General features: G+C 74.2%; 21 protein-coding genes. 16 read left to right on the top strand and 5 right to left on the bottom strand.

The window, feature by feature from the left end:
• The first annotated feature begins 71 nt into the window (after positions 1-71).
• The 5 genes from ACWDRR_RS39820 to ACWDRR_RS39800 all read left to right on the top strand — a co-directional run bounded on the left by ACWDRR_RS39820 (position 72) and on the right by ACWDRR_RS39800 (position 5,416).
• Positions 72-935 (top strand): dihydrodipicolinate synthase family protein, encoded by an 864-nt coding sequence (locus tag ACWDRR_RS39820; RefSeq protein WP_449777198.1) that lies wholly within the window; start codon positions 72-74, stop codon positions 933-935.
• An 89-nt stretch (positions 936-1,024) separates the two neighbouring features.
• Positions 1,025-2,029 (top strand): proline racemase family protein, encoded by a 1,005-nt coding sequence (locus tag ACWDRR_RS39815; RefSeq protein WP_449777180.1) that lies wholly within the window; start codon positions 1,025-1,027, stop codon positions 2,027-2,029.
• A 23-nt stretch (positions 2,030-2,052) separates the two neighbouring features.
• Entirely contained in the window at positions 2,053-3,426 is a 1,374-nt protein-coding gene (locus tag ACWDRR_RS39810) for an aldehyde dehydrogenase family protein (RefSeq protein ID WP_449777197.1), read from the top strand.
• Positions 3,426-4,454, top strand: a complete 1,029-nt coding sequence (locus ACWDRR_RS39805) for a proline racemase family protein (protein WP_449777179.1) — start codon at positions 3,426-3,428, stop codon at positions 4,452-4,454. The genes ACWDRR_RS39810 and ACWDRR_RS39805 overlap by 1 nt, the downstream gene beginning before the upstream one ends.
• A 92-nt stretch (positions 4,455-4,546) precedes the next feature.
• Entirely contained in the window at positions 4,547-5,416 is an 870-nt protein-coding gene (locus ACWDRR_RS39800; RefSeq protein ID WP_449777196.1) for an ornithine cyclodeaminase family protein, read from the top strand.
• Positions 5,417-5,467: 51 nt separating this feature from the next.
• Here the strand turns inward: ACWDRR_RS39800 and ACWDRR_RS39795 are convergent, their stop codons facing one another.
• Together ACWDRR_RS39795 and ACWDRR_RS39790 are read right to left on the bottom strand one after the other, a co-directional pair.
• Positions 5,468-5,797, bottom strand: a complete 330-nt coding sequence (locus tag ACWDRR_RS39795; RefSeq protein WP_449777178.1) for a hypothetical protein — start codon at positions 5,795-5,797, stop codon at positions 5,468-5,470.
• Between the two features lie 105 nt (positions 5,798-5,902).
• Entirely contained in the window at positions 5,903-6,481 is a 579-nt protein-coding gene (locus ACWDRR_RS39790; protein WP_449777177.1) for a TetR/AcrR family transcriptional regulator, read from the bottom strand.
• A gap of 253 nt (positions 6,482-6,734) precedes the next feature.
• Here ACWDRR_RS39790 and ACWDRR_RS39785 point away from each other — a divergent pair, with 253 nt between their 5' ends.
• On the top strand, positions 6,735-7,448 hold the full coding sequence (locus ACWDRR_RS39785; RefSeq protein ID WP_449777176.1) for a GntR family transcriptional regulator: 714 nt from the start codon (positions 6,735-6,737) through the stop codon (positions 7,446-7,448).
• Between the two features lie 102 nt (positions 7,449-7,550).
• Entirely contained in the window at positions 7,551-8,147 is a 597-nt protein-coding gene (locus tag ACWDRR_RS39780) for a Uma2 family endonuclease (protein WP_449777175.1), read from the top strand.
• 1 nt (position 8,148) lies between these two features.
• Here the strand turns inward: ACWDRR_RS39780 and ACWDRR_RS39775 are convergent, their stop codons facing one another.
• Positions 8,149-8,829: an ABC transporter ATP-binding protein gene (locus ACWDRR_RS39775; protein ID WP_449777174.1), complete on the bottom strand. Its 681-nt coding sequence runs from the start codon at positions 8,827-8,829 to the stop codon at positions 8,149-8,151.
• Positions 8,826-9,902, bottom strand: coding sequence for an ABC transporter permease (locus tag ACWDRR_RS39770; protein ID WP_449777173.1), 1,077 nt, complete (start codon positions 9,900-9,902; stop codon positions 8,826-8,828). The genes ACWDRR_RS39775 and ACWDRR_RS39770 overlap by 4 nt, the downstream gene beginning before the upstream one ends.
• A gap of 179 nt (positions 9,903-10,081) precedes the next feature.
• Between ACWDRR_RS39770 and ACWDRR_RS39765 the strand changes: the two genes are divergently transcribed.
• The 3 genes from ACWDRR_RS39765 (at position 10,082) to ACWDRR_RS39755 (ending at position 13,087) form a co-directional block, all read left to right on the top strand.
• Positions 10,082-11,296: a sensor histidine kinase gene (locus tag ACWDRR_RS39765; RefSeq protein ID WP_449777172.1), complete on the top strand. Its 1,215-nt coding sequence runs from the start codon at positions 10,082-10,084 to the stop codon at positions 11,294-11,296.
• Complete coding sequence (locus ACWDRR_RS39760) at positions 11,293-11,952, top strand: response regulator (RefSeq protein WP_449777171.1); 660 nt, start codon at positions 11,293-11,295, stop codon at positions 11,950-11,952. The genes ACWDRR_RS39765 and ACWDRR_RS39760 overlap by 4 nt, the downstream gene beginning before the upstream one ends.
• A gap of 85 nt (positions 11,953-12,037) precedes the next feature.
• Positions 12,038-13,087: a nitronate monooxygenase gene (locus tag ACWDRR_RS39755; RefSeq protein WP_449777170.1), complete on the top strand. Its 1,050-nt coding sequence runs from the start codon at positions 12,038-12,040 to the stop codon at positions 13,085-13,087.
• A 108-nt stretch (positions 13,088-13,195) separates the two neighbouring features.
• Here the strand turns inward: ACWDRR_RS39755 and ACWDRR_RS39750 are convergent, their stop codons facing one another.
• On the bottom strand, positions 13,196-14,671 hold the full coding sequence (locus ACWDRR_RS39750; protein WP_449777169.1) for an aminopeptidase P family protein: 1,476 nt from the start codon (positions 14,669-14,671) through the stop codon (positions 13,196-13,198).
• Positions 14,672-14,885: 214 nt separating this feature from the next.
• Here ACWDRR_RS39750 and ACWDRR_RS39745 point away from each other — a divergent pair, with 214 nt between their 5' ends.
• From ACWDRR_RS39745 to ACWDRR_RS39720, 6 genes are all read left to right on the top strand, one after another.
• On the top strand, positions 14,886-16,637 hold the full coding sequence (locus tag ACWDRR_RS39745; protein ID WP_449777168.1) for an ABC transporter substrate-binding protein: 1,752 nt from the start codon (positions 14,886-14,888) through the stop codon (positions 16,635-16,637).
• A gap of 13 nt (positions 16,638-16,650) precedes the next feature.
• The gene (locus ACWDRR_RS39740) at positions 16,651-17,610 is read left to right on the top strand and encodes an ABC transporter permease (RefSeq protein WP_449777167.1); all 960 of its coding nucleotides are present in this window, start codon (positions 16,651-16,653) and stop codon (positions 17,608-17,610) included.
• A complete protein-coding gene (locus tag ACWDRR_RS39735) occupies positions 17,607-18,593 on the top strand; it encodes an ABC transporter permease (RefSeq protein ID WP_449777166.1) in 987 nt (328 codons plus the stop codon). The genes ACWDRR_RS39740 and ACWDRR_RS39735 overlap by 4 nt, the downstream gene beginning before the upstream one ends.
• Entirely contained in the window at positions 18,593-19,591 is a 999-nt protein-coding gene (locus ACWDRR_RS39730; protein ID WP_449777165.1) for an ABC transporter ATP-binding protein, read from the top strand. Before ACWDRR_RS39735 ends, ACWDRR_RS39730 begins: the two co-directional genes overlap by 1 nt.
• Complete coding sequence (locus ACWDRR_RS39725; RefSeq protein ID WP_449777164.1) at positions 19,588-20,643, top strand: ABC transporter ATP-binding protein; 1,056 nt, start codon at positions 19,588-19,590, stop codon at positions 20,641-20,643. The genes ACWDRR_RS39730 and ACWDRR_RS39725 overlap by 4 nt, the downstream gene beginning before the upstream one ends.
• Before the next feature lie 373 nt (positions 20,644-21,016).
• A partial coding sequence (locus tag ACWDRR_RS39720; protein WP_449777163.1) for a collagenase occupies positions 21,017-22,857 on the top strand: 1,841 nt, incomplete at its 3' end.

The following is a 22,857-nucleotide window of genomic DNA, read 5'->3' as shown; positions in this document are numbered from 1 at the left end:
TGTCACACCTCACCAAGGAGTCACCTGTGTCCCTCACCCCGCACGACACCACCCGGCCCTGGCGCGGCATCATGGTCGCCACCACGATCCCGCTGCGCCCGGACCTCTCCGTCGACTACGACGCCTACGCCGAGCACGTCCGCTGGCTGATCGACTCGGGCTGCGACGGCGTCGTCCCCAACGGCTCCCTGGGGGAGTACCAGACGCTCACCGCCGAGGAGCGGGCCAAGGTCGTCGAGGTCGCCGTCGAGGCGGCCGGTGACGGCTCCCGGGTCATGCCCGGCGTGGCCGCCTACGGCAGCGCCGAGTCCCGCCGCTGGACCGAGCAGGCCGCCGAGGCCGGCGCCGGCTCCGTCCTGCTGCTGCCGCCGAACGCCTACCGCGCCGACCACGCCGCCGTCCGGGCCCACTACAGCGAGGTGGCCAAGGCCGGTCTGCCGATCGTCGCCTACAACAACCCGTACGACACCAAGGTCGACCTCGTCCCCGCGCTGCTGGCGCAGCTGCACGGCGAGGGCTCGATCGTCGCCGTCAAGGAGTTCAGCGGCGACGTCCGCCGGGCGTACGAGATCGCCGAGCTGGCCCCGGGGCTGGACCTGCTGATCGGCGCCGACGACGTGCTGCTGGAGCTGGCCCTGGCCGGCGCGGTCGGCTGGATCGCCGGTTACCCGAACGCGCTGCCGGCCGCGAGCGTCGCCCTGTACCAGGCGGCCGTCGCGCACGACCTGGACGTCGCGCTGCCGCTCTACAAGGCGCTGCACTCGCTGCTGCGCTGGGACTCCAAGACCGAGTTCGTCCAGGCGATCAAGCTCTCGATGGACATCGCCGGCCGCCCGGGCGGGCCCACCCGCGAGCCGCGGCTGCCGCTCGACGCGGAGATCGAGGCGGCCGTCCGCGCGGCCACCGAGAAGGCGCTGGCCGAGGGTCTCGGGTAACCGACACCGCTGCCATCGGGTGCGGCCGGCTGCTGGGGCAGCCGGCCCGGCCCACCACCCCACCCCACCCCGACGGGAGCCGCAACCACATGCGCAGCCGCCACGTGTTCCACGCCGTCGACTCGCACACCGAGGGCATGCCGACCCGGGTCGTCACCGGCGGATTCGGCGTCATCCCGGGCGCCACCATGGCCGAGCGCCGCGTGCACTTCCAGCAGCACCTGGACCACTTCCGCACGCTGCTGATGTACGAGCCGCGCGGCCACGCCGCGATGAGCGGCGCGATCCTGCAGCCGCCGACACGCCCGGACGCCGACTTCGGGGTGCTGTACATCGAGGTCTCCGGCCTGCTGCCGATGTGCGGCCACGGCACCATCGGCGTGGCCACCGTCCTGGTCGAGACCGGCATGGTGCCGGTGGTCGAGCCGGTCACCACCGTGCGGCTGGACACCCCCGCCGGGCTGGTGATCGCCGAGGTGCACGTCGAGGACGGCGCGGCCACCGCCGTGACCATCCGCAACGTGCCCTCGTACTCCGCCGCCCTGGACCGCAAGATCGAGGTGCCCGGGTACGGCACGATCGGCTACGACCTCGCGTACGGCGGCAACTTCTACGCCATCCTGCCGCTCGCCGAGTTCGGGCTGCCGTTCGAGCGCGAGCGCAAGCAGGACATCATGGACGCCGGACTGGCCCTGATGGACGCCATCAACGCCGGCCCGGACCGGCCGGTGCACCCCGAGGACCCGTCGATCCACAGCTGCCACCACGTCCAGCTGCTGGCCCCCGGCTCCACCGCCGAGCACTCCCGGCACGCGATGGCCATCCACCCCGGCTGGTTCGACCGCTCGCCCTGCGGCACCGGCACCTCGGCGCGGATGGCCCAGCTGCACGCCCGGGGCGAACTCCCGCTCGGACGGGACTTCCGCAACGACTCCTTCATCGGGACGACCTTCACCGGCCGCCTGGTCGAGGAGACCGAGGTGGCCGGGCGGCCCGCCGTGGTGCCCACCGTCACCGGACGGGCCTGGATCACCGGCACCGCCCAGTACTTCCTCGACCCGAGCGACCCGTTCCCGGCCGGGTTCCTGCTCTGAACCCCCTTGAACACCCTGAAGGGCTGCCTGCTGTGACGATCCTTTCGTACAACCCCGCCGACCCCGAGGACCTCGTGGTCGAGGTCGACGCGCCCGGCGTCGAAGCCGTCCGGGCCACCGTCGCGCGCGCCCGGGCCGCGCAGGCCGGCTGGCTCGCCGCCGGCGCCGGCGCCCGGTCCGCCGCGCTCACCCGGATCGCCGAGCTGGTCGAGGCGAACGCCGAGGAGCTGACGGCGCTGGTCGTCCGCGAGGTCGGCAAGCCGCTCGCCGAGGCGCGCGGCGAGGTCGCCCGCACCGCCGCGATCTGGCGCTACTACGCGCAGGCGCCGTTCGCGGCCTCCGGCGCCGTGCACGAGACCGCCGCCGGGCCCGGGCTGCTGCTCACCCGCCGCCGCCCCTACGGGGTGGCCGGGCTGATCACGCCGTGGAACTTCCCGCTGGCGATCCCCACCTGGAAGGCGGCCCCGGCGCTGGCCGTCGGCAACTCCGTGGTGCTCAAGCCGTCCTCGGAGGCGGTCGGCTGCGCGCTGCGGCTGGGCGAGCTGATCGCCGAGGCCGGTCTGCCGGCGGACGTCCTCACCGTGCTGCCGGGCGGCGGCGCGGAGGGCGGCGAGCTGGTCGGCATCGCCGACGTGGTCTCGTTCACCGGCTCCACGGGGGTGGGCCGGCAGGTCGTCCGGACCGCCACCGAGCGCGGCATCCCGGTCCAGGCCGAACTCGGCGGGCTGAACGCGGCCCTGGTCCTTCCGGACGCCGACATGACGCAGGCCGCCGCGCACGTGGCCGCCGCGATCGCCGGGTACGCCGGGCAGAAGTGCACCGCCACCAGCCGGGTGATCGCCGTCGGCGCGGCCTACGAGCCGCTGCGGGCCGCCCTGGTGAAGGCCCTGGAGCAGCTCGACGACACCTCCTGCGGGCCGGTCATCAACGCCGCCGCCCGGGACGGGATCACCGCCGCGGTGGCCTCCGCCCGCGAGGCCGGGGCCGAGGTGCTGACCGGCGGTGACGCACCGGAGCGGACCGGCTGGTACCTCGACCCGACCCTGGTCACCGCGGTGCCGGACGACCACCCGCTGCGCCGCGAGGAGTTCTTCGGCCCGATCGCCGTCCTGCACGCGGCGGCCGACCTGGACGAGGCGATCGCGCTCGCCAACGACACCCCGTACACGCTGGCGGCCTCGGTGCACACCCGCGACCTGGACGCCGCGCTCGCCGCCGCCGACCGGCTCGACGCGGGCATGATCCGGGTCAACGCGCCCTCCAGCGGCGTGGACTTCCACCTGCCGTTCGGCGGCGCCAAGGGCGCCAGCCACGGTGACCGGGAGCAGGGCCAGGCGGCGCTGGACTTCTACACCGCCGCCCGTACCGTCACCCTGCTGCCGGCCGGCGGTGCGTGATGCCCGTTCGCACGGTGGACTACCACTGCGCCGGTGAGCCCTTCCGGATCGTCGTCGGCGGCGCCCCCGCCGTGCCCGGGGACGGCGTCGCCGAGCGGCGGGCCGTCGCGATCGGTGCGGGCGGCACGGCCACCGCGCCCCGGCCGGGCGCGCTCGACGAGGTGCGGCAGCTGCTCGTCCGGGAGCCGCGCGGGCACGCCGGGATGTACGGCGGGTTCCTGGTGCCGCCGGACGACGACGAGGCGCACCTGGGCGTGCTCTTCTGGCACAAGGACGGCTACTCCACCGCCTGCGGCCACGGCACCATCGCGCTCGGCGCCTGGGCGGTGGACTCCGGACTGGTCAAGGCCCCGGACGACGGGGTGGCCCGGGTCCGGATCGACGTGCCGTCCGGGCGGGTCACCGCCACCGTCCACCGGGCCGGCGGGCGGACCACCGGGGTGACCTTCCGCAACGTCCCGGCCGTCGTCAGCGCGCAGAAGCTGCCGGTGCGGACCTCGCGCGGCACCGTCGAGGTGGCCGTCGCCCATGCGGGGGCGTGCTACGCCTCGGTACCGGCGGCCGCGCTCGGGCTCGCCGTCGAACCCGGCCTGCTGCCCGAACTCACCGCCGTCGGACGGGAGATCCGCGCCGCCCTGGCCGACTCGCCGGCCGTCCGGCACCCGACCGACCCGCGGCTCTCGGGCGTCTACGGCGTGATCCTCCACGACGAACTGCCCGACGGCGCGGCGGGGCCGAACCAGCGCAACGTCACCGTGTTCGCGGACGGGCAGATCGACCGCTCGCCCTGCGGCTCCGGCACGTCGGCGCGGCTGGCCGTGCTCGCCGCCGAGGGGCGGCTGGCACCCGGCGAGGAGCTGCGGCACGAGTCGGTGATCGGGACGGTGTTCACCGGCCGGGTGCTCCCGGGCGGCGACCCGCTCGGCGCCGGCGTGGTCACCGAGGTCACCGGCACCGCCCACCGCACCGGCGAGCACACCTTCCTGCTCGACCCGGACGACACGCTGGGGACGGGGTTCCTGCTGTGACCGCCTCCCGCCCCGAACCCCTCCTGCTGCCCGGCGCGGCGGCTGAGCCGCTCCAGCCCGCCGCGCCGGGCTCCGCCGGGCCGGCCGACGGGCTGGTGAGCCCGGCCCGGGCGGCCGAGGCCATCGAGCGGGTGCTGCTGGCCGGGCTGGACCCGGAGGCCGGGCCCGCCCGGTCGGCGGTACCGGTGCCGGCCGGCGAGCTGCTGCTGATGCCCGCGGCCACGGCCGAGTACGCCGGGGTGAAGATCGCCGGGGTGGCCCCCGGGAACGCCGCCCGGGGCCTGCCCCGGATCACCGGCAGCTACCTGCTGCTGGACGGGCCGACGCTGCAGCCGGTCGCCCTGCTCGACGGCGCGGCGCTCACCGCGCTGCGCACGCCCGCCGTCACCGCCGTCGCGCTGCGCCGGCTGGCCGCGCCGGACGCCGCGCACCTCGTCCTGTTCGGGGCCGGCCCGCAGGCGTACGGGCACCTGGACGCGCTGCTCGCCGTCCGGCCGCTGACCAGGGTCACCGTGGTGGCCCGCAGCGCGGCGCCCGCCGAGGCGCTGGCGGGGTACGCGCGCGGGCTCGGGCTGGCGGCCTCGGTGGGCACGGCGTCCGCCGTGGCCGAGGCGGACCTGGTGGTCTGCTGCACCACCGCGCGCACCCCGCTGTTCGACGGCGCGCTGGTGCCCGACCACGCCGCGGTGGCGGCCGTCGGTTCGCACGAGCCGGACGCGCGGGAGGTGGACTCGGTGCTGGTCGGCCGGGCCGCGCTCTACGTGGAGGCGCGGGCGGCCGCGCTGCGGGAGGCGGGGGACCTGCTGATGGCGGGCGTCACCGGTGCCGATCCGCTCTGGAACCTGGCCGAGCTGGTGCGCGGCGAGGTACCGGTGCCGAGCGACCGGCCGCGCTTCTTCAAGAGCGTCGGGATGGCCTGGCAGGACCTCGCCGTCGCGGCGGAGATCCACCGCCGGGGCTGACGGGCGGGGCCGCGCCGCGCGGCGCCCGCCGGGGCCGATCGCCGCCGGGCGTCAGTCGCCCACGAAGCAGAGCCAACTGCCGGGCGTGCGGGCGCACGCGGCGAGCAGCTCGGCCAGGTCGAGGACGGCCGCCCGGTGGTCCTCGGTGGTGCAGCGGGCGAGCAGGGCGGTCGTCTCGGCCAGGGCGGCCCCGGCGTCCTGTTCGTTGAACAGGGTGTCGCCGTACGGGTCGACCCGGCCGAGGCGCTGGTCGGTGGGGTGGGTGTGGGCGGCCAGGGCCGCCGCCAGTGCCTCGCCGTGGTGGTACGAGCCCCGGAGCAGGGCGGGGGCGCCCCGGCCGCGGTGCGGGCGGCCGGTGTAGAGGGCGAGTTCGATGCCCATGTCGGTCTCCTCGGGCTGTGGTCGATTGCTGTACGGGTGGGCCGAAGCCGCGGCCGGCGTGGTGGGACGGGATCCCCGGCCACGCCGGCCGCTTTCGCGTGCCCGCTACCGGTAGGTGCGGATCAGCCGGGCCAGGTGCCTGCCGGCGGTGTGCAGCGGCTCCTCGTCGCGGGCCACCTGGGCGGCCAGCTCGGCGCCCTCCAGGGTGCTGACCACCGTGGCGGCGAGCTCGCGTGCGTCGTCCGCGCCGAGGCCGCCCGCCAGCAGCTTCTCCGCCACGACGGCGCGCCAGTGGGTGAAGGCCTCGGCGACGGCCTGCTCGATCACGGGCGCGCGGCCGACCGTCTCCAGCGCGGTGCTGGTGATCGGGCAGCCGTCCTGCCACTCGGACTCGCGCAGGCTCGTGGCGAGCAGCCCGGTGCAGGCCGTGATCGCCTCCGCGGGGTCGTCGGCGGTGGCCAGGCCGGTGCGGAGCAGCCCGGCGAACTCCTGGCCGCCGTGCCGGATCGCCTCGGCGGCCAACTCCTGCTTGCCGCCCGGGAAGAAGTGGTAGACGGAGCCGAGGGTGGCCTGCGCCTCGCGCGCGATCTGCTTGATCCCGGTGCCCTCGTAGCCCTGGCGCCGCAACAGCCGGGAGGTGGACCGGACGATCCGTTCGCGGGTCCCGGTGGTCGTCGTCTTCACGGGGGGTGAGTCTAGTCCGGGAACTGAATAGAGCGTTCGTTACAGAGTCGTGCAGGTGCTGTTCGGGCGGGCGTGGCCGGGCGGCCCGGGGGCGGATGTGCCGCCGGCCGTTGCCACGGCCGGCGGCCACTGCCACGATGGGCCCCGCCAGGGCAAAGGGGTCGTTGAGGATGCTCCGAATAACGGAATGTTGCACACTCAACGTAACGTGACATTGTACGCTGGTGTTCTGCGACCCATCCGGAGGAACACCATGGCCGACCTCAAACCCCGCACCCTGATCTCCGTCCAGGAGCGGCTGCGCGACCAGGTCGCCCACGCCCTCCGGGCCGCGTTGATCTCCGGCGAGCTGCGCCCCGGCGTGGTGTACTCCGCGCCCGCGCTCGCCGCCGACTTCGGCGTCTCCGCGACCCCCGTCCGCGAGGCGATGCTCGACCTCGCCCGCGAGGGCCTGGTCGAAGCCGTCCGCAACAAGGGCTTCCGGGTCACCGAGCTGACCGAGCGCGACCTCGACGACTTCACCGAGATCCGCGCCCTGATCGAGGTCCCGACCGTCGGCCGGGTCACCCGCACCGCCACCGCCGAGCAGTTGGAGGCGCTGCGCCCGCAGGCGGAGGCGATCGTGGCCGCCGCCCGCAAGCACGACCTGATCGGCTACCTGGAGGCCGACCGGCAGTTCCACCTGGACCTGCTCGGCCTGGCCGGCAACGCCCGCCTGGTCGAGGTCGTCGGCGACCTGCGCAAGCGCTCCCGGCTCTACGGCCTCAACCGCCTCGACCAGCGCGGCGAGCTGGTCTCCTCCGCCGAGGAGCACCTGGAGCTGCTCGACCTGATGCTCTCCGGCGACGCGGAGGCCGCCGAGGCCTGTATGTCCCGCCACCTCGGCCACGTCCGCTCGCTCTGGGCCGCCGGCCAGGAGGAGGCCGAGGAGGAGGCCCGCCCGGCGCTGCGACTGCGGGCGCGTTAGGGGCCCGGGGCCGCTCGTTCGGGTGAAGACCGAGGATCGGGCGGCCTACGGCGTCCGCGGCCTACGATGATGCTCTCGACATCGGCAATCAGGAGGGACTCCATGTCCGCCGCCGCAGTGGACGAGCCAGTGGAGCAGCCGACGCTGCTCGAGGTCGCCGAGCTGATCTCCAACCAGTTCGCCGGCTACCGGGTCGAGATCGTCGGGAGCCAGATCACCGTGACGCCGCCGACGAACGCCTCGCACGGTAAGTCGCTGAGCCGCCTCATGCCGGCGCTCTTCGCAGCGGGCCTCGGCCACGGCGAGAGCGAGGTCTTGCAGAACGTCGGCCTCTGGCTGCCGGACGGGCCGTCGGACTTCGCCGTTCCCGACCTGGTGATCACCGACGCCGACATCGAGGACCACCTCGTCGAGTACAACTGCTACGACCCGGTGGCCTTCCGCCTCGTGCTGGAGGTGACCTCGTCGAACCTCGCTGACGATCTGAAGAAGAAGCCCGCCGCCTACGCCTCCGCCGGGGTGCCGGTCTACGTCATCGTGGATCGGAGCAACCAGCGGGTGATGGTGCTCACCGAGCCGCAGGACGGGGAGTACCGGGTGCACGCCGTCCACCACCCGGGCCAGTCGTTCACGCTGCCCGAGTCGATCGGGGCGTCGGTGACGCTCTCGGTGGACGACGTGCTCACCGCGAAGAAGTAGCTCACGCCGCCGCGGGCACCGTGAGCCGGCCGTCGTGGACCTCGGCGACCCGGTCGACGGCCGTGAGGTGGGTCCGGTCGTGGGTGACCAGCACCGTGGCGGTGGCGCGGCGGTGGGTCAGCTCGGTGATCAGGTCGATCACGGCGGCGCCGCGCTCGTGGTCCAGCGCGCTGGTGGGCTCGTCGATCAGCAGCACCGTCGGGTCGTTCATCAGGGCGCGGGCGATGTTGACGCGCTGGCGCTGACCACCGGAGAGCTGGTGCGGCCGTCGCGCCGCCTGGTCGCGCAGGCCCACGGCGGCCAGCAGTTCGAGGGCGCGCGGGAGGGCGGCGCGCGGGGAGCGGCCGTCGAGGTGGGCCATCACCTGGAGCTGTTCGGCGGCGGTGAGCGAGGGCAGCAGGTTGGCCTGCTGGAAGACGATGCCGATCCGGTGCCGGCGCAGCGCGGTCAGCTCGGCCCGGCCCAGCCCGGTGGTCTCGACGCCGTCCACCACCACCCGGCCCGCGTCCGGGGTGGTCAGCGTCGCGGCGACGGCCAGCAGGCTGGACTTGCCGGAGCCGGAGGGGCCGACCACCGCGGTGATCGAGCCCTTGGGGACGGTGAGCGAGACCTCGTCCAGCGCGGTCAGCCGGCCGTCGCCGTCCGGGTAGGTCAGGGTGATGCGGTCGAGGTGCAGGCTCATCGGGCGCTCCCCAGGGCGGTCAGCGGGTCGACGGAGGTGATCCGGCGGATGGACAGGGCCGCGCCGACCGCGCCGAGCGCGATCATCACGACGGCCGGGACGAGGACGGTCGGGGCGTCCAGGACGAACGGCACCGCGGAGCCGAGCAGCGCGCCGGCGCCGACCGCGATCGCCGTGCCGGCGGCCGTGCCGAGCACCAGCAGCAGCGCCGCCTGGCCGAGCGCGTCCGTGAGCAGGTAGCGGGTGGAGGCGCCGAGCGCCTTCAGCACCGCGACGTCCCCGCTGCGCTGGATCGTCCAGACCGTGAAGAACGCGCCGATCACCAGCGCCGAGATGGCGAACAGGAAGCCGCGCATCAGCTGCAGCGAGCCGTTCTCCGAGGTGTAGGAGCCGATCGCGGCGAGCGCGTCCGCCCTGCTCCGGGTCTCGGTGCCGTGGCGGGCGTCCGCCGCGCCGAGGTCCGCGCCGGGGGCCGTGGTCAGGGCGATCACCGTGGCGTGCCCGGCGCCGCCCGGGGCGACCGACTGCCAGTCGGTGAGGCTGGTCCAGACGACCGGGGTGTGGCTGAACGAGGCGTCGCCGGCCACCGCCGCGACCTGGAGCGGGCGGCCGGCCAGGGTGAAGGCCGCGCCGGGGCGCAGGCCGCCCAGGTCGTCGGCGGCGGCCCGCGACAGCACGGCCCGGCCGGGTCCGACCGCCGCGCCCTGCGGGGCCAGCGGCGAGCCGTCCGGCACGCCGAAGGCGGAGATCGCGGCGGTGCGCTGCCCGGCGGCGGCCTTGGTGGTGGTGATCCCGAGCGGCTGCGCGGCCGTGACCCCGGGCACCTGCGCCCAGCCCTGCCACTGCTCGGGCGTGACCTGGGAGTCGGTGAAGGAGAGCCGCTGCCCCTCGGCCGGGACGGCGAAGGCCAGGTGGTCGGCGGGCAGGCCGGTGATCGCCGAGATGTTCTGCCGGCCGAGCCCGGCCGTCAGGCCGGACAGCAGGCCGACCAGGACGGTGATCAGTACGACGACGGTCCCCATCAGGGCGAACCGCCCCTTGGCGAACCGCAGGTCCCTCCAGGCGACGAACACGTCCGGGTTCTCCTTCTTCGGTGACGGCCGCCGGTTGCGGCTGCGACGCTCACCACGGTCGCGCGGGACGGGGCCGGCGGGCATCGCGCGCGGGATTGGATCCTCGGCATCGAAGGGGAGAGACGGAGTTCAACCTTTTGATTGATGCCGCCCGGTGCCGCGGACCCTAGGCTGGACGGATGGCGACCGAACGACCCCGAACCACCCCCGTCGCCCGCGTGCTCCAGGGCTGCCTGCACCTGATGGTGGCGGGCCTGCTCGCACTCGCCGTGGCCCGCGCGCTGCTCGGCCCGGGCGGCGACCCGGTGGCCGTCGTCGCCGCCGGCACCGCGATGGCCGCGGTCTACGCGGCCGGCCCGCTGATCGGTGCCGTCCGCCGGGCCCGACCGGGCGCCGTGCTGCCCTGGCTGGCCCTGCTCGGCGTGACCTGGGTGGGCGTGCTGATCGCCACCCAGGACGGCGTCTGGCTCGCGTTCCCGCTGTGCTTCGTGGAGCTGCACCTGCTCGGCCGCCGGGGCGGGCTCGTCGCCGTCGCCCTCACCACCGTCGTCGCGATCGTGGCGTGGTCCTGGCACCAACACACGCTCAACTTCGCCGCGGTGATCGGGCCCACGCTCGGCGCGGCCGTCGCCGTCGTCACCGTCTTCGGCTACCAGGCGCTCCACCGGGAGAGCGAGGAGCGCCGCCGGCTGATCGACGAGCTCACCGCGGCCCGCGCGGGCCTGGACGCCGCGCAGCACGCCGCGGGGGTGCTGGCCGAACGCGAACGGCTCGCCCGGGAGATCCACGACACCCTCGCCCAGAGCCTGTCCAGCATCCAGCTGCTGCTGCGCGCCGCCCAGCGGGCCCTGCCCGACCGGACCGAGGCCGCCGCCGACTACGTCGAGCAGGCACGACAGGCCGCCCAGGACAACCTCGCCGAGGCCCGCCGCTTCGTCCGCGCGCTCACCCCGCCCGACCTGGAGAACACCTCGCTGGCGGTCGCCCTCGAACGGCTCTGCGCCACCACGACGGCCCAGGCCGGCCTGCCCGTCCGGCTGCACGTCTCGGGCGACCAGGTGCGGCTGCCGGTGCCGCACGAGGTCGCGCTGCTGCGGATCGCGCAGTCCGCGCTCGGCAACACGGTGCGGCACGCCAAGGCCTCGCACGCGGAGGTGACGCTCAGCTACATGGACGGCGAGGTGGCGCTCGACGTGTTCGACGACGGCGCGGGCTTCGACCCCGCCCGGGCGGGCGTGACCGCCGGCGGCGGGGACGGCGGCTTCGGCCTGCCGTCCATGCGGGCCAGGGCGCGGGCGCTGGGCGGTACCTTCGCGGTGGAGTCCGCCCCGGGGGAGGGGACGGCGCTCGCCGTCCTGCTGCCCGTCGTCCCCACCACCGAGGACTCCCCGTGACCGACCCCGTGACCGCCCCCGTGATCCGCCTGCTGCTCGCCGACGACCACCCGGTGGTCCGGGCCGGGCTGCGGGCCGTGCTGGAGAGCGAGCGGGACTTCGTCGTCGTCGCCGAGGCCGCCACCGCCGAGCGGGCCGTGGAGCTGGCGGCGGAGGTCGAGGTGGACGTGGTGCTGATGGACCTGCAGTTCGGGCCGGGCTCGGCGATGAACGGCGCGCAGGCCACCGCGGCGATCACGGCCCGGGCGGCGGCGCCCCGGGTGCTGATCGTCACCACCTACGACACCGACGCGGACACCCTGCCCGCACTGGAGGCCGGCGCCACCGGCTACCTGCTGAAGGACGCGCCGCCGGAGGAGCTGGCCCGGGCCGTCCGCTCGGCGGCGCAGGGGCGGACGGCGCTGGCGGCGACGGTGGCGGACCGGCTGCTGGAGCGGATGCGGACGCCGTCGGCGGCGCTGAGCGCGCGCGAGACGGAGGTGCTGGGGCTGGTCGCGGACGGGCTCACCAACCAGCGGATCAGCCAGCGGCTGCATCTGAGCCAGGCCACCGTGAAGTCCCATCTGGTGCACATCTACGCGAAGTTGGGAGTGGACTCGCGGACGGCGGCGGTGCGCGAGGCGCGGGTGCGGGGGCTGATCCGGCGCGGCGCGTGAGGATCCCCGGACCGGCCCGCCGCCGAGCGGTCGGGCGTAGGGTTGGGCCGGTCCGAACCGTCGCGCGCAGTGGAGGAAACCCGGAATGGCCGTCCGCCTCGACGAACTCGCCGTCCCCGTCATCGCCGCGCCCATGGCGGGCGGGGCGTCCACACCGGAGCTGGTCGCCGCGGTGAACGCGGCCGGCGGGCTCGGGTTCCTCGCTGCCGGGTACCGGAGCGCCGCCGCGACGGCCGAACAGATCGGCCGGGTGCGCGAGTTGACGGACCGGCCGTTCGGCGTGAACCTCTTCGTGCCCGCCGCTCCCGCTGCGCCCGGCGCGCCCACCGCGCCCGGCGATCCGCAGGCCGTCGCGGCCTACCGGGAGCACCTGCTGCCGGAGGCCGAGCGGTGGGGTGTGCGGCTGCCCGGGGCGATCGCGCCGGACCGCGACGACTGGGACGCCAAGATCGCCGCACTGCTGGACGCGCCCGTCCCCGTGGTGTCGTACACCTTCGGGCTGCCCTCGCCCGAGGAGGCGCGGGCGCTGCGGGCGGCCGGCAGCTACCAGGTCGCCACCGTGACCACGCCGCAGGAGGCGCGCCGCGCCGAGGCGGTCGGGGTGGACGCGCTCTGCGTGCAGGGCCCGGAGGCGGGCGGGCACCGGGCCACCCACGGGGTGGCGGACCGGCCGGGAGACGTGCCGCTGCTCGAACTGCTGCCCGCCGTCGGGGCGGTGACGGCGCTGCCGCTGATCGCGGCGGGCGGGCTCGCCGACGGCCCGGCGGTCGCGGCCGCGCTGCGGGCCGGCGCGGTGGCCGTCCAGCTGGGCACGGCGCTGCTGCGCGCGGACGAGTCCGGGGCGTCCGCGGCGCACCGGGCCGCCCTGACCGAGTTCCCGGACACGGTGGTGACGCGGGCCTTCACCGGCCGTCCGGCGCGCGGCCTGCGCAACGCGTTCATCGAGCGGTACGAGCCGTACGCGCCGGCCGTCTACCCGGAGGTGCACCACCTCACCCAGCCGCTGCGGGCGGCCGCGGCCGCACGGGCGGACACCGGGGCGATGCACCTGTGGGCCGGCACCGGCCACCGCGCGGCCCGCAGCGGGCCGGCCGCGGAGCTCGTCAAGGAGCTGTGGGAGCGGGCCGTCCGCTGAGCGCGGCGCGGCGGCGATCGGCGGCGAGGTGGAGGTCACCGTGCGGCAGGGGGACCGGACCATCAAGGTGGCCTGAGCCCGAACCCCCTGCCGGCCGTGCGGCGACGCTCAGCCGAGCAGCTCGGCCATCCAGGACTCGACGGCGGCGGCGGTGCGCGGGAGCGCGTCGGACATCAGGCGGGCGCCGTCGGCGGTGATGACGAGGTCGTCCTCCAGGCGGATGCCGAGCCCGCGCAGTTCGAGCGGGAGGGTCTCGTCGTCGGGCTGGAGGTAGAGGCCGGGCTCGACGGTGAGGACGTGGCCCTCCTCCAGGACGCCGTCGAGGTAGGTCTCGGTGCGGGCCTTCGCGCAGTCGTGGACGTCGAGGCCGAGCATGTGGCCGCTGCTGCAGAGCGTGTAGCGGCGGTAGAGGCCGCTGTCCTCGGCGATGGCCTGCTCGGCGGGGATCCGCAGGACGCCCCAGTCGGCGAGCCCCTCGGCGAAGACCCGCATCGCGGCGAGGTGGAAGTCGCGGAACCGCGCGCCGGGGCGCAGTGCGGCGATGCCGGCGTCCTGGGCGGCGAGGACCAGGTCGTAGGCCTGGCGCTGGGCGGAGCTGAAGGTGCCGCCGAGCGGAAGGGTGCGGGTGATGTCGGCGGTGTACAGGGTGTCGGTCTCGACGCCGGCGTCGAGCAGCAGCAGGGCGTTCGGGTCGAGCGCGCCGTCGTTGCGGATCCAGTGCAGGACGCAGGCGTGGGCGCCCGAGGCGGCGATGGTGTCGTAGCCGGTGCCGTTGCCCTCGGCGCGGGCGCGCAGGTTGAAGACACCCTCGATCCAGCGCTCGCCGCGCGGGTGGCGCAGGGCGGCGGGGAGCGCGCGGACGACGTCCTGGAAGCCGAGCACGGTGTGGTCGACGGAGAGTTGGAGCTGCTCGACCTCCCAGGCGTCCTTGATCAGGCGCAGCTCGGAGAGGACCGAGGCGAGGGCGGCGTCGCTCGCGCGCCGGTCGGGTGAGCCGGGCCGGTCGGTGGCGGCGTCCAGGGCGGTGTCGACGCCGGCCAGGACGCGGGTGGCGGGCTGCGGTCCGGTGAGCAGCTTGTCGAGGTCGTCGAGGTGCTCGGTGCGCAGGCCGGTGAGGCGGGTGGCCTCGGCGAGGTCGGGGCGGCGGCCGACCCAGAACTCGCCGTAGCGGCGGTCGCGGTAGAACTCGCTGCCGCGCACGGGGTCGCCGCCGCGCGGTGAGCGGGGGCGCAGGTAGAGGACGGGCTCGTGGCCCTCGGGGCCGGCGGGCTCCAGGACGAGGACGTGGCCGGGCTGGTCCTCGCCGGTGAGGCCGGTCAGCCAGGCGTAGGCGCTGTGCGGGCGGAACCGGTAGTCGTCGTCGTTGCTGCGGACCTTGAGCTCGCCGGCGGGGACGATCAGCCGCTCGCCGGGGAAGGCGGCGGAGAGCCGGGCGCGGCGGCCGGGCATGACGGCGTGGCCGGGGACGCGCCGGTCGTCGGCGAGCGGGGTGGGGGCCCAGGCGGTGGCCATGTAGGCCTCCAGGGCGGGGGAGGTCGGCAGGTCGTGGCTGCTGGTGTTGAGGCCGGTCTGACGGAGGGTCACCGGGGGGACTCCTATGCGGGGCGGCGGGGTCGCACGGACACAGCTCGATAACGGGATGCGTCATCTCTTGTGCAGTGCAATTTCACATTACTATGTTACGGGTCACACCGCGGAGCGGCTAGACCTGTTGGGGTCGCCCTCCCGGTCGGGCCCCGGATCACCTCCGGGGTCGGACGACGGGCCTCAACGGCGGCCCCCCACTGCGGAGTTGCACATGACCAGGCGCACCCACGCCGCCCTTGCGGCGGCCCTCGCAGCGACACTCACCCTCGGCCTCGGGGCCTGCAAGAACGACAAGAGCGACACCGCCGGCGACAGCACGGCCACCAGCACCAAGGGCCCGGGCGCGGAGGCCGGCTCGATCGTCGGCGGCACCCCGGTCAAGGGCGGGACGCTCAACGTCCTCACCAACCAGGACTTCGCCCACCTCGACCCGGCCCGCAACTGGGTGCTGCCGCACATGGACTTCGGCACCCGGCTGATCTACCGCACCCTGGTCACGTTCAAGGCCGAGCCGGGCGCCGCCGGCAGCGAGATCGTCCCGGACCTCGCCACCGACCTCGGCAAGTCCTCCGACGGGGGCAAGACCTGGACCTTCACCCTGCGCGACGGTCTGAAGTACGAGGACGGCAGCCCGATCAAGTCCGCCGACATCAAGTACAACGTCGAGCGGTCCTTCTCCCCGGACCTCACCGGTGGTCCCGACTACGCCGTCCAGTACCTGGCCGGCGGTGAGAACTACAAGGGCCCGCTGACCGGCGAGCACCTGTCCAGCATCGAGACCCCCGACGACAAGACCATCGTCTTCCGCCTGAAGCGCCCGGTCGCCGAGTTCTCGTACACGGCCACCCTGCCGACCTTCTCCCCGGTGCCGCAGTCGCAGGAGAAGGGCACCCAGTACGACTCGCGGCCGTTCTCCTCCGGGCCGTACAAGATCGAGTCCTACGACCGCGGCAAGCAGCTCGTGCTGGTCCGCAACACCAACTGGGACCAGGCCTCCGACTCGGTCCGCAAGGCCTACCCGGACAAGATCGTGGTCACCCAGGGCCTGAAGGGCGGTCAGGTCGACGACCGGATCATCGCCAGCGACGGCGCCGACGCCTCCACCGTCGAGATGCCGTGGATGCAGCACGAGTCCGTCGCCAAGGTGCTGCCCAAGACGGACGTCAAGGCCCGCATGGTGGCCGAGCGGACCGGCTGTACCGACATGCTGTACCTGAACAACGCCAAGGCGCCCTTCGACGACCCGAAGGTGCGCGAGGCGATGATGTACGCGGTCGACCGCGAGGCCCAGGTCACCGCGTTCGGCGGCCCGGCGATGGCCGACGTCGCGACCGCCTTCCTGCCGCCCGCGCTGACCGGCGGCGTCAAGGCCGACCTGCTGAAGATCCCGGCCGCCGGCGACCCGCAGAAGGCCAAGGACCTGCTCAAGGCGGCCGGCAAGACCGACCTCAAGGTCTCGCTCACCGTCTCCATCGGCGACAAGAGCCGCGGTGAGGCGCTCCAGCAGTCGCTGGCCAAGGCCGGCATCCAGGTCACCGTCAACACCGTGGACGCGTCCGCCGTCGCCGACGCCGTCGGCGACATCAAGAACGCCCCCGAGCTGTACATCAACGGCTGGTGCCCGGACTACCCGTCCGCCGCGACCTTCCTGCCCTTCCTCTTCGACGGCCGCACCATCAAGGAGAAGGGCAACCAGGGCAACTACAGCCAGTTCCGGGACCAGGCCACGATGGACCGGATGGACCAGATCGCGGCCATGACCGACCTGGCCGAGGCCAACGCCGCCTGGAAGCAGCTCGACGAGGACCTGGTGAAGAAGGCCCCGGCCATCCCGCTGATGTGGCAGCGCCGCCCCCTGCTGGTCGGCACCAACGTGGCCGGCGCGTTCGGCAACTCCGGTTACGCCGGCATGATCGACATGGCTGTGGTCGGCCTCAAGGACCCCTCGAAGAGCCAGGGCTGAGGGACCGTCACCGATGAGTACAAGCACTGAGCCCGCCGCCGTGGAGGTCACGGCGGCGGGCCCCGCGAAGGCCGCCGGGCGAGGGCCCTGGCGGCTGGTCTGGGACCAGCTGTGGGCCAGGGGCTCGGCCAGGTTCGGCCTGATCACCGTCGCCGTGCTGGTCCTGGCGGCCGCCCTGGCCGGCCCGTTGAGCTCGCTCGGCGGCTGGACCCCCGAGGAGTTCGACAAGCGCGCCGTGGACCCCTACATCGGCGGCACGCCGATCGGCGCCTTCGGCGGGATCGGCACCCGGCACTGGCTCGGCGTCGAACCCGGCTCGGGCCGGGACCTGTTCGCCCGCGTCCTGCACGGCGGCCAGGTGTCGCTGCTGATCGCGTTCATCGCGACCGCCCTGGTCGTGATCGTCGGCACGCTGGCCGGGATCGTGGCCGGCTACTTCGGCGGCCGCATCGACGCGGCGCTCTCCCGGCTGATGGACCTCACGATGTCCTTCCCCTCGCTGATCTTCATGATCGCCATGATGTCGGTGGCCAAGGACGTCAACCGGATCCTCCTGATGACGCTGGTGATCGGCCTGTTCGGCTGGCCCGGCATCGCCCGGGTGGTGCGCGGTCAGACCCTCTCGCTCAAGCACCGCGAGTACGTCGAGGCGGCCAAGGTCGGCGGAGCCCGGTCCTGGCGCATCCTCACCCGGGAGATCCTGCCGAACGTCTCCGGCCCGATCATCGCCTACACCACGCTGCTGATCCCCGGCATGATCGCCACCGAGGCCGCCCTGAGCTACCTCGGCGTGGGCGTCCGCCCGCCCACCGCGTCCTGGGGCCAGATGATCGCCGAGAGCATCCTCCACTACGAGACCGATCCGACGTACTTCCTCATCCCGACGGTCTTCCTCTTCATCGCGGTGCTCGCCTTCACCCTGCTCGGTGACGCGCTGCGCGACATCCTCGACCCCCGGGGAGGCCGGTCGTGATCATCTACCTCGGCCGCCGGCTGATCGGCGTCGCGGGCATCCTGCTCGCCATCTGCGCGATCACCTTCACCATCTTCTACCTGCTGCCCAACGACCCGGCCGCGGCTGCCTGCGGCAAGACGTGCAGCCCCGAACGACTCGACGCCGTCAAGGTGGCGATGGGCCTGGACAAGCCGGTCTGGGACCAGTTCGGCAGCTACCTGCTCGGCATCTTCGCCGGCCGCGACTACGGCAGCGGCCCCAGCGCCGTGCACTGCGGCTTCCCGTGCCTGGGCTACTCCTACGAGTACGGGCTGCCGGTCTGGGACCTGCTCACCGACCGCCTGCCGGTCTCCGTCTCGCTCGCCTTCGGCGCGGCGGTGCTCTGGCTGGTCCTCGGCCTCGGCGCCGGCATCACCTCGGCCCTGCGCAAGGGCGGCCTCACCGACAAGACCCTGATGGTGCTGTCGGTCGGCACCGCGTCGCTGCCGGTCTACTTCACCTCGATCATGCTGATCTGGGGCGTCGTGCGGACCGCCGGCCTGCTGCCCTACCCGTCGTACCACGCGCTCACCGACGACCCCTTCGGCTGGGCCTCCAACCTGCTGCTCCCGTGGATCGCGCTGGCCCTGCTGTACGCGGCCATGTACGCCCGGCAGAGCCGCAACTCGATGATCGAGACGATGGCCGAGCCGTACATCCGGACGGCCCGCGCCAAGGGCCTGCCCGCACTGACCGTGACGGTCAAGCACGGGCTGCGCTCCGGGATGACACCCATCCTGACCATCTTCGGCATCGACCTCGGCGGCCTGCTCGCCGGCGCCGTCATCACCGAGTCCATCTTCGGCCTGCCCGGGGTCGGCCGGCTCTTCTACGACGGGCTGATCCGCTCCGACCAGCCGGTCATCCTCGGCGTCACCCTGCTCGCGGCCTTCTTCATCGTCGCGGCGAACCTGCTGGTCGACCTGCTCTACGCGGTGGTCGACCCGAGAGTGAGGTACTGATGGCACTGTTGGAGGTCGAGGATCTCGCAGTCTCCTTCGACACCCCGCGCGGCACCGTCCGGGCCGTCGACGGCATCTCCTTCACCGTGGCGGCCGGGCAGACCCTCGGCCTGGTCGGGGAGTCCGGCAGCGGCAAGTCCGTCACCTCGCTGGCCGTGATGGGCCTGCACCGCGGCGCCGCCGTCACCGGCTCGATCCGGCTCGCCGGGCAGGAGCTGAACGGGCTGGGGGAGCGGCAGTTGGGCACCGTCCGGGGCCGGCGGATCGCCATGATCTTCCAGGACCCGCTGTCCAGCCTGCACCCCTTCTACACCGTCGGCGAGCAGATCGCCGAGCACTACCGGGTGCACTTCAAGGCCTCCCGCAAGGCCGGCCGCGCGCGGGCGGTGGAGATGCTGGGCGAGGTCGGCATCCCCGAACCGGCCCGCCGGGTCGACGAGTACCCGCACCAGTTCTCCGGCGGCATGCGCCAGCGCGTCATGATCGCCATGGCGCTCGCCTGCGAACCCGACCTGCTGATCGCCGACGAGCCCACCACCGCCCTCGACGTCACCGTCCAGGCTCAGATCCTCGACCTGATCGCCCGCATCCAACAGGACCGCGGCCTCGGCGTCGTCATGATCACCCACGACCTCGGCGTGGTCGCCCGGGTCGCCCACGAGGTGCTGGTGATGTACGGCGGCCGGGCCGCCGAACAGGCCCCCGTGGACCGGCTGTTCGCCACCCCCGCGCACCCGTACACCCGCGGGCTGCTCGACTCGCTGCCCCGCCTCGACGACAGCGACGACGCCCCGCTGCGGGCCATCCCCGGCAGCCCGCCGTCGCTGATCGCCCCCGCCCCCGGCTGCTCCTTCGCCCCGCGCTGCGCCCGCACCACCGCCGCCACCGCCGATGAGCACGCCCGCTGCCTGGCCGAGCGTCCCGCGTTCGGCCCGCTCGTCCCCGGCCACCAGGCCGCCTGCCACCTGCCGCTGGTGCCGCTGGGAGCCCGCTCATGACCGACCGACCGCTGCCGTCCCCGTCGTCGGCCGACCGGCCGCTGCCGTCCCGGGCGCCCGCCGACCGGCCGCGCTCAACCGAGCCGCTCCTGTCGGTGCGGGACCTGGTGAAGACCTTCCCCGGCAAGCGGGCCCGCACCGGCCGGGCCGGCGCCCCGATCCGGGCCGTCGACGGGGTGAGCTTCGACGTCGGCAAGGGCGAGACGCTCGGCCTGGTCGGCGAGTCCGGCTGCGGCAAGTCCACCACCGGGCGGATGATCGTCCGGCTGCTGGACCCGACCTCGGGAACCGTCACCTTCGACGGCACCGAGATCGGCGGCCTGTCGCAGGCCGCGCTGCGCCCGCACCGCCGCCACCTGCAGATGGTCTTCCAGGACCCGTACTCCTCGCTCAACCCCCGCCAGACGGTGGCCCGGATCATCTCCGAGCCGCTGCTGGTCCAGGGCACCGACGCGGCCGGGGCACGCAAGCGGGCCGCCGAGCTGATGGAACTGGTCGGGCTGATCCCCGAGCACCTGGACCGCTACCCGCACGAGTTCTCCGGCGGTCAGGCGCAGCGCATCGGCATCGCCCGCTCGCTGGCCACCTCGCCCCGGCTGGTCATCGCCGACGAGCCGGTCTCCGCGCTGGACGTCTCCATCCAGGCCCAGGTGGTCAACCTGATGGAGCGGCTGCAGGACGAACTCGGCCTGGCGTACGTCTTCATCGCGCACGACCTCTCGGTGGTCAAGCGGGTCTGCGACCGGGTCGCCGTGATGTACCTCGGCCGGATCGTCGAGATCGGCGACAAGGCGGAGGTGTACGGCAATCCCGCGCACCCCTACACCCGGGCGCTGCTCTCCGCGGTGCCGCTGCCGGACCCGGCCGCCGAGCGGGCGCGCGAGCGGATCGTGCTGCTCGGCGACCCGCCGAGCCCGGCCAACCCGCCGTCCGGGTGCAGCTTCCACCCGCGGTGCCCGAAGGCCCGGGAGATCTGCCGGACGGAGCGTCCGCTGCTGCAGATCGCCGGTCCGGGCACCCGGGAGGCGGCCTGCCACTTCCCCGAGAACTGAGGCGCCCGGCGGGCCCGCCCGCCGCCGCACCGCCCTGCACCCCCACGCGAGGCGGTGCGGCTCCGAGTGTGTCCGACGGACACGCCTCCCGCCGCACACCTGACGGGGCCCGCCACCGTGCCGGCCCCGCCCCGGAGACTCCCGTACGGGCCCGCCGTTCCTACCGCTTCCGCGGTCGGCCCGTACGGGCCAGGCCCGGCCGAACCTTCCACCCGGCCGGTCCTGTCGGAGCGCACACCTCTCCCCGCCGCGCCCCGGGACCGGACCTCGCGCGTGCCCGCCTCCACTCCCCACGGGCCCGCGCCTGGTTCCCGCACGACACCGACAGCCCACAACCCCACACTCAGGAGTTCCGGTGTCCTCAACCCGACGCATGCGTACCACGATGCTCTCGGTCGCGCTGGCCGCGACCCTGGCCGCGCCGCTCGTGCAGAGCGCCCGGGCGGCCGGTGTCCCGGCCGCCGCCGCTGCCGCCCCCGCCGGTACCCCGGCCGGGGCGTTCGGACCGGCCGCCGACGGCCCCGGCGGCCCCGAGGGCGCGGTGGCGCACCGGGCCACCGCGCCGGCCGGTGCCTTCGCGGCCGGCCCCGAGGGCTGGCCCGGCGCCGCGGCCCTCCAGCCGACCAGTGCCGAGCCGCAGCCCGCGACGCCGACCGGGACGCCGACCGGGACCGCGCCGGCCGCGGCCCCCGCGGACCAGGCCGCGCCCTGCACCGTCGACCGCTTCAGCGCGCTCACCCCGGGCGAGCTGGCCGACTTCCTCGCCGACCGCCGGCACCCGTACGACCAGTGCCTGCTGCCGTTGCTGGGCACCTGGGACGCGCGGTTCGCCAAGGTGATGACCGGCGCCCACGTCCGGGCGGTGGCGGACCGGATCAGCGACCTGGCGCCGTCCTTCGACAGCGCCGACAACCTCAACCAGAAGGAACTCTGGTACTACCTGCACGTCGTGGTGCTGTTCGACTTCTACCACCACGACGTGATCGACATCCGCGACGCCGCCACCACGGCGGCCGTCGACCGGGCGATGACCCGCTACACCGCCAATCCGCGGGTGTTCGAGCCGACCACGGCCAACGGCAGCGTCATGGGCGAGCTGTTGCAGACCGGCACCACGCCCACCCTGCGGCTCGGCCGGATACCCCTGGTCAAGCGGGTCCTCGGGGTGTTCGCCCCCGGCGGCGCCGCCATCGGCGACTACGGCTGGAACTGGGCCGTCCAGAGCGCCCTGCAGCTCAACTTCCAGGGCGTCAACAACGTGGACCAGGACCCGCAGGGGCTGTTCCGGGCCGCGGTGGCCGCCGACGCCGACTACCGCGAGGCCTTCCGCGCCTACGCGGGCTACCGGCACCTCAAGGGCACCGCCAGCGAGTGGGCGGCCGGCGACGCGATGCTGGAGTACGGCCGGTTCACCACGATCGACGCGCTCAAGCCCCGGCTGAGCGACCAGGTCGGCCAGACCTTCGGCCAGGTCACCGACGTCTTCGGCCGGCTCAGCAAGCCCTGGGCCAGCCTCGGCGTGGCGCTCAACGCGCTCGGCACCTGCGGACAGTACGACGTCTGCCGGGCCGACGTGGCGAAGGAGGTCCTCCCCCAGACGTACAGCTACGACAACGGCACCCTGAACATCCACACCGCGCTCGACCGGGCCACCGCCGACCAGCTCTACTACGCCACCAAGCAGGTCAAGGCCCAGTTCTTCCGGGTGATCGGCACCGACCGGCCACTGTCCGACGACAACCACCCGGCCCTCGACATCCAGCTGTACGACACGAAGTCCCGCTACATCAACCTGCAGAACCTGCTCTTCGGGATCGGTGACGTCAACAACGGCGGGATGTTCCTGGAGGGCCGGTCCACCTTCTACACCTACCAGCGCACCGGTGACGAGTCGTACTTCAGCCTGGAGGAACTGTTCCGGCACGAGTACACCCACTACCTCAACGCCCGCTGGGCCATCCCCGGGCCCGCCGACTCCGCCCGCTGGCCCGACGACTCCACCTTCGCCATGAACGAGGGGACCGCGGAGTACTTCGCCGGCTCCACCCGTGACGGCGGCGTGAAGGCCCGCACGTACATGGTCCGCCAGGTCGGCTGGGACGACCGCGACGGGAAGGCTCGCCTGACGGTCGACCAGGTCCTGCACGCCACCTGGACCTCCCAGGGCTTCCGCGCCTACCCGTACGCGGCGACCTTCTTCAACCTGCTCGGCGA

Source organism: Kitasatospora sp. NPDC003701, from assembly GCF_053587085.1.
This window is presented reverse-complemented; position numbering and strand designations above follow the sequence as displayed.